This is a genomic window from Carboxylicivirga mesophila (assembly GCF_018271975.1).
Lineage (GTDB): Bacteria > Bacteroidota > Bacteroidia > Bacteroidales > Marinilabiliaceae > Carboxylicivirga > Carboxylicivirga mesophila.
In genome coordinates this window covers 26,370-40,924 of the sequence record NZ_JAGUCN010000024.1, presented here as the reverse complement: position 1 = coordinate 40,924, position 14,555 = coordinate 26,370, and the positions used below count along the sequence as shown (strand labels likewise).

Sequence of the window (14,555 nt, the reverse complement as noted above, 5' to 3'; positions counted from 1 at the left end):
GAAAAAAAAGGAGGCTGTTTGAGCCTCCTTGGATATTCTACTAACTAATCGTTCAGCAGCTTAAAACTTATGCTTCAGGCGTTCATCCATTAACTCACGGGCTAACTTCTGCTCACGTTTCAAAGCAGATTTGCGATGCGTCTCAAATTCTTCTTCAACCTCACTTAAGCGGTGCTTTGTTTCATTTGTAACGGCATGACTACGCTTAAACATCAGGAATAAAATAACGGCCAATGCGAGTAAGCCAAAAACCAAACCCCACATCAATGAGTTATAAGCACCTTTAGCTAACTCAGCACCTAAAAACTGCATGCTATCTTTACTATTCCTTGTAGACTCTAAATCGGCAGTTAATGTACTAATCGTCTCATCCTTTACCGCCAGCGTTTTTTCCAGCCCCGCAATCTCATCAATTCGTTTTGTTAAATCACTACGGTACACATTGACACTATCAAGCGAATTACTTTTTAGTAGTTTATAGGTATCAATTTTAATAACCTTATAGCGCTCGTATGTTTCTGATTTCTCATAAACGTAATCGAACTGTGCTTTTAAGGATAATGAGTCGAACCTTGAAGCCAAATCATTTTGTGCAAACAAATTAGTTGACTGAACAACCAACATCGTAGTAAAAACCAGCGAAAAAAATCTCATTTTAAATAGTATTATTTGTGGGTGTTAATATACTCTGCAAACGGGTTGACACGGCGATTTATTGCTCTTGCCACTTTAGGTTAACCAAATATATTGATTATTCCTTAATAATTAACCATTAAAAAAAGTTGTACTATAATAAAAAAGCCTGCAAACAGCAGGCTCTTGTCTAGTTTTCAATTATTTCTACATCCTTTCAGGGACATTAATACCCATCATCCACATCGCATTTTTAATAACAGTTCCTACTGATTGACAAAGTAGCAGACGCATGGCACGCTTAACTTCATCCTCTTCAACCGCAATTGGCGATTCGTGGTAGAACTGATTGAACTCTTTGGCCAAATCATAAACAAAGTTGGCTATTAAAGCCGGACTATAAACCTTACCAGCTTCTGCTACAACGGATGGGAAATTGCTAATCATGCGCATTAACTGAATTTCCTTCTCCGACATAGCCGTTTCTGCACTTATCGCGTCAGGCACTTCAATGCCGTTGGCTTGGGCTTTACGATAGATGGACTGTATACGGGCATAAGTGTACTGAATAAATGGTCCGGTATTACCATTAAAATCAATCGATTCTTTAGGATCGAAAGTCATATTCTTCCTTGGATCAACTTTAAGAATAAAGTACTTTAAGGCTCCAAGCGCAATGGTTTCATAAACGCGTTCGGCTTCTTCTTCACTATAGCCTTCCAGCTTACCCAGTTCCTTTGACATATCGTGGGCAGTATTGATCATATCTGCCATCAAATCATCAGCATCAACCACTGTTCCTTCACGCGACTTCATTTTGCCTTCGGGTAACTCAACCATTCCATAGCTAAAGTGTACCAAATCCTTACCCCATTCAAGGCCTAAACGATCAAGCAGGATGGCCAACACTTTAAAATGGTAGTTTTGCTCATTACCCACCACGTAAACCATTTTATCGATATTGTAATCATCGTAGCGCAGCTTGGCTGTACCAATATCCTGTGTCATATACACACTGGTACCATCGGCACGCAGCAACAGCTTTTCATCCAGGCCATCATTCTCAAGGTTAGCCCACACACTGTTATCTTCACGACGATAGAACACTTTCTTATCCAGGCCTTCCAGCACCATATCACGACCTACCTTATAAGTATCTGATTCGTAATAAATCTTGTCGAAATCTACACCCATCTGCTTGTAGGTAACATCGAATCCCTGGTAAACCCATTGGTTCATTTGCTGCCAAAGTGCATAAACCTCAGGATCGTGAGCCTCCCACTTTAAAAGCATCTCACGCGCTTCCTTCATCAAAGGAGAGTTGGCCTCTGCTTCTTCTTTTGACTGGCCGGCTGCCATCAATTCAGCTTGCTCTTTCTTATATTCCTGATCAAATTTTACATAGAAATCCCCAACCAGATGGTCACCCTTTTTGCCTGTAGATTCTGGTGTTTGTCCTTCACCCCACTTTTTCCAGGCGAGCATAGATTTACAAATATGTATACCTCGGTCGTTGACAATATTGGTCTTTACCACTCTATTACCGTTTGCCTCAACAATGCGGGATAATGAATACCCCAAAAGGTTGTTACGAATATGTCCCAGGTGAAGTGGCTTATTGGTATTGGGCGATGAATATTCAATCATCACCAAAGGCGACTTGTCCGTTGCTTCGGTTTTTCCGTACTCGGCATTATGCACATGCTCATTTAAAAGCCCCAACCAGTATGCTGTTGATAATTGCAAGTTCAAAAAGCCTTTCACTACTTCAAATTCGGCCACTTCAACACATTCCTTTTTGATATAGTTTCCAAGATCATTACCTGTTTCAACCGGATTCTTCTTAGAGATTTTCAAAAGTGGAAAGACAACAACAGTATAATCGCCCTTCATGTCTTTACGTGTCAACTGCAATTGAACGGCCTCTTCTGTAATGCTGGCTCCATATAAATCATTCACTGCTTTTACTACCGAAGCTTTTATCTGACTTTCAATTATCATTTTCGTATATTTAATATGCTCGTTAATTTTCTGACTGGCAAAGTTAATAAAGTTAACGTTTATGGACTGTAAGAATATTCGAAATATCTGTATAATTATGGGATTTTAAGTTGACTTTGATTTTTTTCAAACACTTTTATTGTAACGAGTCTATAAAGAAATACTTTTGTTGCTTAATTGACCAATGAAAATTTTAATTGATGTTCAACCGACAGGCTGTTCGCTACTATAACTTATTCTTCTTTCTGGCAACTTTTACCAATGCTTTGGCCGACAATGGCCAACTGGATGTAGAAGATGTCCAAAGTTTGTTTTACCAAATTATAGCTCTACTGGGGCTATCTCTGATGGTCTATCTATATATCAATTTCAGAAACAACAGTAAAAAACAAAGTACGCGAAAAGCCCACATTAATATCAATCATGAAGCCCAAACAATTGCTGGTAACCTTCAGCAAATGATTGAGCTTATCCCCTACCCGGCTTGTATCTCAAACGAAAAACAGAAAGTCATTTATTGTAACTCCTTATACAAACAATTAGTAAAGCATCAAAAAATTACAGAATCGCATCACTGGGACAAACAACTAAAACTGAATGCACAACAACTGCAACTGGACTCTTCTGGTGATGTGATTGCCCAAAGTGAAGATACGAGGTATTATAAGATTGCGATACGACCTGTACAAATAAGTGATGTAAGCATCCAGCTATTTACCGTTATTATAGAGGAGATCAGCCATCAGTACATAAGCGAACAGGAACAACATCAACTCACAGCTAGCATTGCTAGCGTTCAATTACCCATACTACTGCTTAATCAGGACAATACTATTACTGATTTTAACCACAGTGCCATACATCTATTAAAAACTGATTCGCAGACATTACACCAAAAAGTACTGACCGATATTATTATTGAGGATGAACATGTCGCCATCTCTCAACTCCTTAATGGAGATATTTCGTATAAGTCACCTTTAGTATTTCATTTACTTACCCCTAATAATACCACCCAGCCAGTAGAGGTCTTTAAAATAGAACTTTTGAACCATGGCAAGACCAATAATTTACTTATTTTAATCGATATCTCTGAGCGAGTACAAATGCAGAATGAAGTCAGAAAAGCTACTCAACGTGCTGAGGAATCTGATCGTCTTAAATCTTCATTTTTGGCAAACATGTCTCACGAAGTTAGAACACCCCTAAACAGCATCATGGGATTTACTGAACTAATGTGCGACGACCAGCTTACAGGCCCTGAGCGAAAAGAGTTTCATAACATTGTTAAAACAAGTTCCAATGAATTATTGAGACTGCTGAATGATATTATGGAGTTCTCCAAAATTGAGTCGGGCTTAATAAGCCTTGATTTAAACTGTACATATGCCCATGAAATAGTTAATGAGCTTAGTGAATATGCAGCCCCTCTTGTGGCGAACAATGCCAACCTGCAGTTTCGGGTACAAGAGCCAATTGGTTTTGACACACCCGCAATCATTACCGATAAAGAACGTGTTAAACAAACGCTCAGACACTTAATTGATAATGCGTTGAAATTTACTTACAGTGGTACTGTTACTTTAAGCTATCAGTACCGAAAAGATAATTCAGTTGAGTTCATTGTGTCTGATACTGGAATTGGTATTCCGAAGCATAAAATACCCAATATCTTTCATAAATTCAGACAAGCAAATGATGAAAATTCAAGAGACTTTGGCGGTGCAGGACTAGGGCTTAGCATTTGTAAGCATCTTGCCAATGCACTTGGTGGATTCCTTTGGGTAACATCAGTCGAAAAAGTAGGCTCTGAATTTCATTTTGTTATACCGGCTGACGGACATTCTGCACAGGACAGTAAAACAGCTAACACAATACTGTTTTACTCCAACAAGCCACAGGATGCACCCGTTGCTATCGAAGACACAAAGGTACTTTGTCTGTTTCAGTTTCAGGCGCTTTTGAATGTACCACTAGCTCACACCTGTCCAGTCATACTAATTGATGCAAGTTTAAAGTCGGAAGAGATGAATCTGCTACTTGCTATTCCGCAAGTTAGGAAAGCTTCTTTGATTAAAGTAGGACAATACGAATCAGAAATCGTTTATAGTCCGGCAGAAGGAGAAACAGGCCGACTACTGACTGATAAACTAAAACTTAAGAAATACATCAGTAAGTGCATCGAACGAAGTTAACCGATTACACTACTCCAGTTGAAATTCAATGGCAATATGGTATTCACTGGCAACTGGATGTCCCATGTTTGTTGCCGCAATGAAACGCCATTTATCAGGCATCGTTTTAGCCACTTCAACAACAGCCCTGTCAATGGTTGGATGTAACCTTTCTGCTATATAAAAGCCGATAACATGACCTGTTTCATCAACCCTTAAAGCTAAAACCACCCTACCCTCAACAGATTCATTCACAGCGCTTCGGGGATAACTTAAATTATTAACTAAAAACAGATAAGGTATTAAAGGGCTACCCATAAACAGGCAAGGTGTTTTCATTTTTAATTCATGCCTATCCTGACCACTCATCATAACAAGTTCGTTCCTGTCAAAATCATATTCATAATCAAGGATACTCTCCAGATTATAAAAGCGCCATCGTCCCACACGTGAATTTTTCAAGTATCGCCCCTGCTCAATAACTTTACCCTTGTAATACGTTGTACTTTGTCCGTTGCGAATAGCCGTATCATTGACATCTACCCAGCAAACTTCTTTAAAAAGTCCCCGCTCTTTTGTCACCAACTCTCTATCCTGGGCACTAACAACCGTGCTGGCCAAAGCCATTAAACTAATGCAAATGCTAATATATAACCAGCCTGTTTGTTTCACTTTAAATACATTTTGGTAGTCATTTGCTGAATATACAACAATTTTGGAAGGCACATGCAATAAGCCAGTAAATACTGCTAAAATATGCAATTGCCTGTCAATAATTCCTAACTTAGCCCACCACAATAGTGCAACTTATTTAAAATAAACCTTCAGAATTATGAAACATTCTATTGTTAGTGTATTAATTTTTGCCCTTCTCGGTCTTATTATCGGCTACCTGTTTTTTGGTAAAATTGCGGGTGAATATGTCAGCATAAGCACTTTACTAAAGCCTGCATCTAATGAACTCGTGTCACTGGGGCAAAAAATATCGGGCATCGCAAAAGTCAGAAATAATATTGCTATCTGTGGTGGTATCGGCGCTGTAGTTGGGATAGTTATTCGCTTGGCAAAAAAATAATGCATCATTGTTACTTATTGTATAAATATGCAAAAACAAAGCACTATATTCGCTTTTGGCTTTTGACTGGAATTTCCTTCTGGCAAGGACATTTCCATCACAGCAGCCCGTGGGTCGATTTCGGCCAAAAGCCGCTTTAGTTTTTTCTTCTATTACAATACTTCCTAATTATCAATTCAATATAAATAATGCGATTCAATCGTTAGAATCTAATTAATTATACCTCAATATTTATCATTTTTTGATAATTTTACGCCTCCATTCAAAAAAGCATATAACGTGTCAAAAACAGATAGTCAATTCAATCACGTCATTAATATTTGCAAAGACATCTTTGAGAAAAAGATGAAAGATTACGGAACAGCGTGGCGCATCCTCAGGCCATCAAGCATGACCGACCAAATATTTATTAAAGCCCAGCGTATCAGAAGCATCGAAACAAAGGGCACCTCAAAGGTGGATGAAGGCATCAGGGATGAGTTTATTGGCATTGTAAACTACTGTGCTATGGCTCTTGTTCAGCTCGAACTTAAACCCGCCGAACAACCAGAGATGGACCACGATGAAGCTCTGAAAATGTACCTCAATAATATATATAGTGCTAAGGCTCTCATGGAAAATAAAAACCATGATTATGACGAGGCCTGGCGAAAAATGCGCGTAAGTTCATTCACCGACCTTATTCTTATGAAGCTTCACCGCACCAAACAGATTGAGGATAATCTGGGGCAGACAATTATTTCTGAAGGCATTGATGCCAACTATATGGACATGATTAATTATGCCATTTTTGCCCTTATTAAACTTGAATTTCCGGAAGACGAAGAAAACATATAAACACCATAATTAGATGCTCAAGCTGATAAGTCGCCTTCTAACAGGGGCAGTATTTGTTTTTTCAGGGTTCGTTAAAGCTATTGACCCCAAAGGAAGTGCTATAAAAATAGCCGAATACCTTGAATTTATAGGAATACATAACAGTGATGGAATTTCCATCATCTTATCAATTGCTTTGTCATCTATTGAGTTTATTTTGGGTTTTCACTTACTACTCGGCTTCAGATTAAAGCGAGTAGCCTTGCCAGCATTGCTCTTTATGGCTGGGTTTACTATCATCACTTTTTTCATAGCTATATTTGAACCGGTCTCGGATTGCGGGTGCTTTGGCGATGCCATCAAGCTCAGCAACTGGGAAACATTAAGCAAAAACCTTATCATTCTTCCATTCAGTATAATTGTCTACTACAGAAGAAATGATTATAAGTCTAATTTGTCTGGCGGGCGCCAATTTCTACTGACCAGTACCGGACTTCTTTTTATCATTGGCATCTCTGTGTATAGCATGTATTACTTGCCTCTTCTTGATTTCAGGCCTTACCACATTGGCGCTAACATACCTGAAAAAATGAGCATACCTGAAGGGGCCGATGAAGGTGAATACGAAACTACATTCATACTGGAGAAAGAAGGAGAAAGAAAAGAATTTGGTGTTGACGATTATCCGTATAACGACAGTACCTGGATTTTTATCGATAGCAAAACAAAAATAATTCGCGAAGGTTATCAACCGCCTGTTACGGCCTTACATTTTACTTCTACTGAAGGAGACGACATTACTGATGCCATTATTAATAATGAGAAGCCAGTATTTTTGATGGTGGCGCCTAAAGTAGAAAATACATCAACAGATAATATCCAACAGTTTATCAATATTAAAAGTGTAGCTCAAAAACACGGTAGCTATTTTTACTTGGCCACAGCTTCATTAACGGAGGATTGCTACAAATTTGATATGGCGCATCAGGCTGCCTTTGAATATGCCCAATGTGATGAAACCACCCTTAAAACCATTATCAGAGCCAATCCTGGTTTAGTTATTATTCAAAAGGGTACAATTATTGCAAAATACAGCTACACCCAACTACCCGATGCAGAAACCTTAAAGAATCCACTTTCACAATCGATTCAGTCAATGCAAAGGGCCCATGATAAAATATGGCTTTGGCTATGCTTATCAGTTATAACAGGGTTAATCATTATCATATACAAATTCAAATAAACTTAAATTTTTATCAATGAGACAAAACATTGTTGCAGGGAACTGGAAAATGAACAACACCTTAGAAGAAGGTGTGGCATTAGCCAAAGAAGTGAACGAAATCTTGAAGGCCAACAAGCCTAATTGTCAAGTTGTATTGGGTGCACCATTTATTCACCTGACTGAAGTCGTTAAAACTGTTGACGCAGAATTAGTAGGCGTTGCAGCTCAGAACTGTTCTGATAAGGTAAGCGGTGCTTACACTGGTGAAGTATCAGCTTCAATGGTGAAGTCAACTGGTGCGCAGTACGTTATTCTGGGGCACTCAGAAAGACGTGCTTACTATGGTGAAACAAATGCCATTTTAAAAGAAAAAACAGATTTAACTTTAGCTAATGGCCTGACACCAATTTTCTGTATTGGCGAAGTATTAGAGGAGCGTGAATCTGGTAAGCATTTTGAGGTTGTTAAAGAGCAAATCGAAGAAGCTTTATTCCATCTTTCAGCAGAAGAATTCGGTAAAGTTGTATTGGCATATGAACCAGTATGGGCTATTGGAACAGGTAAAACTGCTTCTCCAGAGCAAGCTCAAGAAATTCATGCTTTCATTCGTCAAACTTTAGCTAACAAATACGGTGCTGAAGTTGCTAATGAAACAAGCATCCTTTATGGTGGAAGCTGTAAGCCTTCAAATGCCAAGGAATTATTCGCAAACCCAGACGTAGATGGAGGTTTAATTGGTGGTGCTTCGTTGAAAGCTGAAGATTTTCACGGAATTATCGCCGCATTTTAATAAGAGTATAATAAGCTCAAAATAGTTTTTCAGAATAAAGGACCGCTCATCGGCGGTCCTTTTATTTTTTGATATTAAATTTTCCTTATTCAGCTACAACTTCTTCAATAGTGATTGTTTCAAGTTCAGTAACCTGCCCCAATTCAACCTTCACATCTTCAAGCGTTGTTTCCTGATAACCTTCTGCTGGTTGTACTGTGATTGTATAGCTACCGGGCTCCACCCCTCTCAACATAAAGAAACCAGTCTCAGCATCAGCATAAGTTCCAACTGTATCTTCTTCGTCAGCGGTAACAGCCATAATATAAGGCGTGGCTTCCACTGGCATTACGCTTCCTTTAATGGCACCACTGGTAGCCTCTGTAAAAGTTCTAATGACTGGCTTAAGTGAATACCCACCATTACCTTTAGCAACAATCGAACGTCCTGCATCAAAATCAATCCATAACTTATAGGTTATACCATCCTTTAAGTCGGCATGGATGTTAAACTTTAATCCGGATTGCTGAGCCGAAGGAGTTTCTATGGGATAATACTTACCATCAATCTTTACTTGATTCTTGTCTCCTAATACCAGTCGCATCTGTGAAATTTTGCCAGCAGGCAGAAATTCGTCAACTAACAGCGTATCCATACCATTAGTAAAATCAAGTAAGTTATACACTCCTTTTTGTGTACTTGATAGTGATTGCCAGCCATTGTTTTCATCTCCAGAAACATTAATCATTACATCCTGCACATCAATTAATACCTCTTGATAATCACCAGGAGCATCGGTTAAACGGATTGATAATCTTGCCTGCTTGTTATCATCAGAACAAGAGAAAAGAACCATTGTCAGGCTTAATAAAGCCACACTTAATAAATTTTTCATTCGTCCAAAGTTTGCTATTCTTGCCACCCTAATTTTCCAGCAAGAATAAATTGTTTTCCATCGGTAAATATACAAAAAAGCGCAATAACGTTTCTGTATACATTACTCTCACTACTCTTAACAAATTAGATTTTTGATATCTTGCTAATTGACTTCGTTTTATTACGTTTACAATCTAAAACCTTACACAAACAAATTAATATGAAACCTCAAATTCAACGCCTGCACGTAATTGATGCACTCAGAGGCTTTGCCATCGTAGCTATCATGCTACTGCACAACCTCGAACATTTCGATTTTTATTTTTTACCGCCCGATTTGCCCGAATGGATGGTGAAACTTGATCAAACAATCTGGGATACTTTATTCTTTCTGTTCGCAAGTAAATCATACTCCATATTTGCCTTACTGTTTGGGCTAACATTTTTCATACAGTCCAATAATCAACAGCTGAAAGGAAAAGATTTCAGGGGGCGCTTCGCCTGGCGACTGGTGATTTTATTTGCCTTTGGCATGCTAAACTCTCTATTCTTCCAAGGCGATATTTTAACTATTTATGCGGTCATTGGTTTCCTACTAATTCCCTTAGCTAACTTTCCTAATAAAGTTTTGGTTGGTATAGCCATTGTTATGCTGCTACAACCATTAGAGTGGATGGGTTTAATTCAAGCTATTCAAAACCCGACAATGGAGATCAGCAATCCTGTTTCATGGACCTATTTTGGAAAGATGCAGGAGTATATACCGGAAAGCTCAATCATTAACACCTGGGTAGGTAATATTACAAATGGAAAAAAGGCTGTATTGCTCTGGAACTGGGAAAATGGTCGCTTCTTTATTATTTTCGCTATGTTTTTATTTGGAATAGTTGCTGGTCGAAAACAGCTATTTGTCAACACTGAGACCACAAATAAATTCTGGAAGAAAGTTCTGATAGCAGCTACTATGGCCTTTATTATTTTATATCCAATACGAATCGTTTTACCTGGTTGGATTGAAAGCGCAGCTATTGAACGTTCAGTGATGACCATGTTTACTCCGTGGACCGACATTGCCTTAATGCTGGTATGGGTTTCTGGCATTACGCTTCTCTTTCAAAAAGGCAGATGGCAAGGTTTCCTGATGCTTTTTGCACCATTGGGCAAAATGAGCTTAAGCAATTACATGATGCAGTCAGTATTAGGCTCAAGTATTTATTATGGGTATGGATTGGCTCTATACCAATACACAGGTGCTACTTACAGTTTCTTAATTGCTATTCTACTCACCGCTTTTACAGGCATTTTCTGTCACTGGTGGGCGAAACATTATAAGCATGGACCTCTTGAAGGCATCTGGCACAAATTAACCTGGATTGGTACCAGGAAATAAAAAAAGCAGGGGCTTTCAAACAGCCCCTGCTTAGTTTTACATGAATGTAATATAGGTAATTCAGAATATTAAAAAGGAACGTTTTTTATTATAGTAATATAAAAAACTAAAGCAGCTATGAATGAAATCAATAAAACAAGGATCATTTCTACAGCTACATCTTTGATAATTTGATAACTCTCCTTACTTCTCATATGCCCTCATTTTACGAAATGAACGCAATTATCATACCAAAATAAGCCTCTGCAACTATTTACCCTCTATTTGTTCATTATATTCGCGTGCCTCTTCAATTAGTGAATCCGTATCCCAGGCACAATCCATCTCCTGATAAGGGTGTTTCTGCTGCATAAGAAGTATATTCTCAAGGTGCTCAGCAAACTTCTTAGTCTCCATTAAAAAGTGAGGATCATCAATTGAATAACGCTGCTGAAGATTCTTCATAAAGCGCTTATCGAGATGCTTAAAGGTTAATGCCGAACGGTAGCTTTGATGATTACTATGTCCCATAGTAACCAGTGCACTTGTACCTAGTTCAATGGCCGAATCAAAAATAGCCTGTCGATGACCATCCACACCAATGTTTTGTAGCGCCAACTCATGGGCCACATCAACAGCCCTTACAATTAGTTTAAGGTTTGGATAATGCTTTTGTGCCAAAGCTACCAGTTTATCTATCTGATCCCGTTCGCTCATTGTTATGGCGAGTACCTTGGCATGGCCGGCACCTGCGGCTTCCAGCATATCTCTTCGGGTTATGTCTCCAAAATAGACCTTATATCCAAACTTTTTTAAGTATTGCACATTATGGGGATTGTTATCGATAATGGTGAGTTTTATACCATTGGCATTAAGAAAGCGCCCAAGCACCTGGCCAAAGCGCCCAAATCCTGCAATAATTACCGGGTGGCCATTATCCTCAACTTCATCTTCATCATGTTTGGATGATTTGATCAACCTGGGTTGTATCACTTGCTCATTAATAATAAACAAAACTGGTGTAATCAGCATCGATAAAGCCACAACAATCAGCAATATGCCTGAAGTAAATTCATCGTATACGCCACTTTGGGTGGCAAAAGTGATTAATACAAAGCCAAACTCGCCGGCCTGAGCCAAACTAAAAGTAAACAACATATTATGTGATTGCTCCAGCTTGAATAGCCTGCCGAGTGCCCATAAAATAATCAGCTTTACGCTAACCAATATCGTCAGAATCACCAATATCAGCATCCAGTGATTGAGAAGTAAATGAAAATTGATGCTGGCCCCTACTGAAATAAAGAACACCCCTAATAATAATCCCTTAAACGGTTCAAGGTTATTCTCCAGTTCATAACGATACTCACTATTAGCCAGAACAACACCAGCCAGGAAAGTTCCTAAAGCAGGCGAAAGGCCAACTGCATCCATAAACACAGCAATACCAATAACCAATAAGAGTGCCGTGGCGGTAAAAAGTTCGCGCAATCCTGTTTCAGCAATGAACTTAAAGATATAATTTGCCAAATATCGCCCGCCGATGATGATGGTTGCTACTGCTGCCAAAATAATCAACAACTGGTACCATCCACTGACGGCATCTGCAGTTTCAACAGTTGTTGAGTCTGTAACCACCTGATTGGCCAGTAAAGCAATAATGGCAAAAATCGGTACAACAGAAATATCCTGCATCAACAATACCGAAAAACTATGTCGCCCACCTCTGGTTTGCAGCATACCTTTTTCCGTCAGTGTCTGTAAAACTATCGCTGTAGATGATAGAGCTAAGATAAGGCCCGTAGTAATGGCCTGAGCTGTATCCAGCCAAAAAAGGGCTGTAATTAAGGCAAATACTAAAGCTGTGAAACCAATTTGCATCCCCCCTAATCCGAAAATCAGCCGTTTCATACGCCATAACATGCCGGGATGTAACTCCAAACCAACAATAAAGAGCATAATAACAACTCCAAACTCAGCGATATGCATCACACCTTCGCCCTCACTCCCCACAAGGCCCAAAGCAAAAGGACCAATGACAATACCTGCAATCAAATAACCAAGCACAGAGCCCAGACCTATTTTTTTTGCAATGGGCACTGACACAACAGCTGCCAGCAGGTAAATCATAATTCTAAAAAATATTTCGTCCAGGTGCATGCATAATATTTAGTGGTGATTAAATCAGTTCTATTCTTGCAAAAGCTCATTAACAATCTTCCGCGATTGAAGAGTACTTATAGTAAATTCATCATCACGCAAGCCTTTTATTAACTTGACGTATGCAACTACTTTTTTGTCTATTTCGGATTCATTAAGCAAATGTGAACCGAATACTACAAAGGGGGAAAGGTACTTCATCCTACACAAATAGGCTGATTGCTCGTAAGGTAATAAAAACTGTTTGATATCGTACCTGTTTAAACCATCTGATTGATAGGTTTCCTGCTGCCCTCCCGTTGTAATGCTGTTAATAGCCCACTTACCTTTTAAAGCTTTCCCTTCGCGTCCATAAGCAAAACCATGTTCCAGCACCAAATCAAACCATTCTTTCAACAAAGCTGGAGCACTGTACCAATATAAAGGATGGTGCCAGATAATTATATCATGCTCTAATAATAACTCCTGTTCATACTTTACATCAATGAAAAAATCGGGATATTTCTCATATAAATTATTGACAGTAACATGCTCTATCCCTTCTACTGCACTAATCAGCTGCCGGTTAACGCGCGATTTATGTTCTATTGGATGTGCATATATGATGAGTATCTTCTTCATTTGTGGAAATTGAACCCTAAAAATAACAAAAGCCCTTTTCAAAGAAAAAGGGCTTGTTAAAAAATATCGAAAAACAACCTATCCAAGCCATTCTCCTTTAAGAGCCTTTTCTAGTCGTTTACTTACCACTTTCCAGTTAACCACATTCCAAAATGCATTAATATAGTCACCGCGTTTATTTTGGTAATTAAGATAATAAGCATGTTCCCATACATCTATCGTCAACAACGGAATACCTTTTACATCGGAAACATCCATTAACGGATTATCCTGATTAGGTGTTGCTACCACCTTAAGGTTTCTTTCTTCATCTAGGACTAACCAGGCCCAGCCACTACCAAATTGTGTTTTGGCAGCCTTAAAGAAAACATCTTTAAAAGCATCAAACGATTTAAAATCCTTTACAATATGACTTAATAATTTGGCCGATGGCTCACCGCCTTCTGGACTTAAGTTTTCCCAGAATAACATATGGTTGTAGTAACCTCCGCCATTATTGCGTATTGCCTCACCATGTTTTGCTACATCGGCAAAAATGGCTGGCATAGCTGTTGTTTCCAAGGCTGTACCATCAATAGCTGCCATGAATTTTTTATAATACCCTCTATGGTGCTTATCGTAGTGAAGCTCCATGGTTGTAGCATCTATATGCGGCTCCAGTGCATCGTAACTATAAGGCAAGGCTGGAAAGAAATGCCCTGATATAGGTGCACTTTTCATTTTGTTCTCTGAATTATTTGAATTTGTACTGCTTTTAGCACCGGGCGTACAGGCAGCGGCTGTGCCCATACCAATTAAACTGATGAATTGTCTTCTTTTCATAATGATAGGCATTC

At 38.9% G+C, this 14,555-nt stretch carries 13 protein-coding genes; 6 read left to right on the top strand and 7 right to left on the bottom strand.

Annotated elements, in window-relative coordinates:
• Window positions 1–60: 60 nt before the first annotated feature.
• Window positions 61–654, bottom strand: coding sequence for a hypothetical protein (locus tag KEM09_RS17735; RefSeq protein ID WP_212230322.1), 594 nt, complete (start codon window positions 652–654; stop codon window positions 61–63).
• A gap of 186 nt (window positions 655–840) precedes the next feature.
• Window positions 841–2,634, bottom strand: coding sequence for an arginine--tRNA ligase (gene argS, locus KEM09_RS17730; RefSeq protein ID WP_212230320.1), 1,794 nt, complete (start codon window positions 2,632–2,634; stop codon window positions 841–843).
• A gap of 200 nt (window positions 2,635–2,834) precedes the next feature.
• On the opposite strand from argS, the gene KEM09_RS17725 reads away from it, so the two are divergent.
• Window positions 2,835–4,829, top strand: a complete 1,995-nt coding sequence (locus KEM09_RS17725; RefSeq protein WP_212230318.1) for a PAS domain-containing sensor histidine kinase — start codon at window positions 2,835–2,837, stop codon at window positions 4,827–4,829.
• A gap of 9 nt (window positions 4,830–4,838) precedes the next feature.
• On the opposite strand, the gene KEM09_RS22100 is transcribed toward KEM09_RS17725, so the two are convergent.
• Entirely contained in the window at window positions 4,839–5,480 is a 642-nt protein-coding gene (locus KEM09_RS22100) for an energy transducer TonB (RefSeq protein WP_212230316.1), read from the bottom strand.
• Between the two features lie 160 nt (window positions 5,481–5,640).
• Between KEM09_RS22100 and KEM09_RS17715 the strand changes: the two genes are divergently transcribed.
• From KEM09_RS17715 to tpiA, 4 genes are all read left to right on the top strand, one after another.
• Window positions 5,641–5,883: a hypothetical protein gene (locus tag KEM09_RS17715; RefSeq protein ID WP_212230314.1), complete on the top strand. Its 243-nt coding sequence runs from the start codon at window positions 5,641–5,643 to the stop codon at window positions 5,881–5,883.
• Between the two features lie 279 nt (window positions 5,884–6,162).
• A complete protein-coding gene (locus KEM09_RS17710) occupies window positions 6,163–6,720 on the top strand; it encodes a DUF1599 domain-containing protein (protein ID WP_342344011.1) in 558 nt (185 codons plus the stop codon).
• A gap of 13 nt (window positions 6,721–6,733) precedes the next feature.
• Complete coding sequence (locus KEM09_RS17705; protein WP_212230312.1) at window positions 6,734–7,942, top strand: BT_3928 family protein; 1,209 nt, start codon at window positions 6,734–6,736, stop codon at window positions 7,940–7,942.
• Between the two features lie 16 nt (window positions 7,943–7,958).
• On the top strand, window positions 7,959–8,714 hold the full coding sequence (tpiA, locus tag KEM09_RS17700) for a triose-phosphate isomerase (protein WP_212230310.1): 756 nt from the start codon (window positions 7,959–7,961) through the stop codon (window positions 8,712–8,714).
• Window positions 8,715–8,799: 85 nt separating this feature from the next.
• Here the strand turns inward: tpiA and KEM09_RS17695 are convergent, their stop codons facing one another.
• Window positions 8,800–9,588: a DUF4382 domain-containing protein gene (locus KEM09_RS17695; RefSeq protein WP_212230308.1), complete on the bottom strand. Its 789-nt coding sequence runs from the start codon at window positions 9,586–9,588 to the stop codon at window positions 8,800–8,802.
• A 201-nt stretch (window positions 9,589–9,789) separates the two neighbouring features.
• Between KEM09_RS17695 and KEM09_RS17690 the strand changes: the two genes are divergently transcribed.
• Window positions 9,790–10,959, top strand: coding sequence for a DUF418 domain-containing protein (locus tag KEM09_RS17690; protein ID WP_212230306.1), 1,170 nt, complete (start codon window positions 9,790–9,792; stop codon window positions 10,957–10,959).
• Window positions 10,960–11,208: 249 nt separating this feature from the next.
• On the opposite strand, the gene KEM09_RS17685 is transcribed toward KEM09_RS17690, so the two are convergent.
• The 3 genes from KEM09_RS17685 to KEM09_RS17675 form a co-directional block, all read right to left on the bottom strand.
• Complete coding sequence (locus tag KEM09_RS17685) at window positions 11,209–13,098, bottom strand: monovalent cation:proton antiporter-2 (CPA2) family protein (protein WP_212230304.1); 1,890 nt, start codon at window positions 13,096–13,098, stop codon at window positions 11,209–11,211.
• Between the two features lie 30 nt (window positions 13,099–13,128).
• The gene (gene kefF, locus KEM09_RS17680) at window positions 13,129–13,719 is read right to left on the bottom strand and encodes a glutathione-regulated potassium-efflux system oxidoreductase KefF (RefSeq protein ID WP_212230302.1); all 591 of its coding nucleotides are present in this window, start codon (window positions 13,717–13,719) and stop codon (window positions 13,129–13,131) included.
• 78 nt (window positions 13,720–13,797) lie between these two features.
• Window positions 13,798–14,541: a superoxide dismutase gene (locus KEM09_RS17675; RefSeq protein ID WP_212230300.1), complete on the bottom strand. Its 744-nt coding sequence runs from the start codon at window positions 14,539–14,541 to the stop codon at window positions 13,798–13,800.
• Window positions 14,542–14,555: the final 14 nt, after the last annotated feature.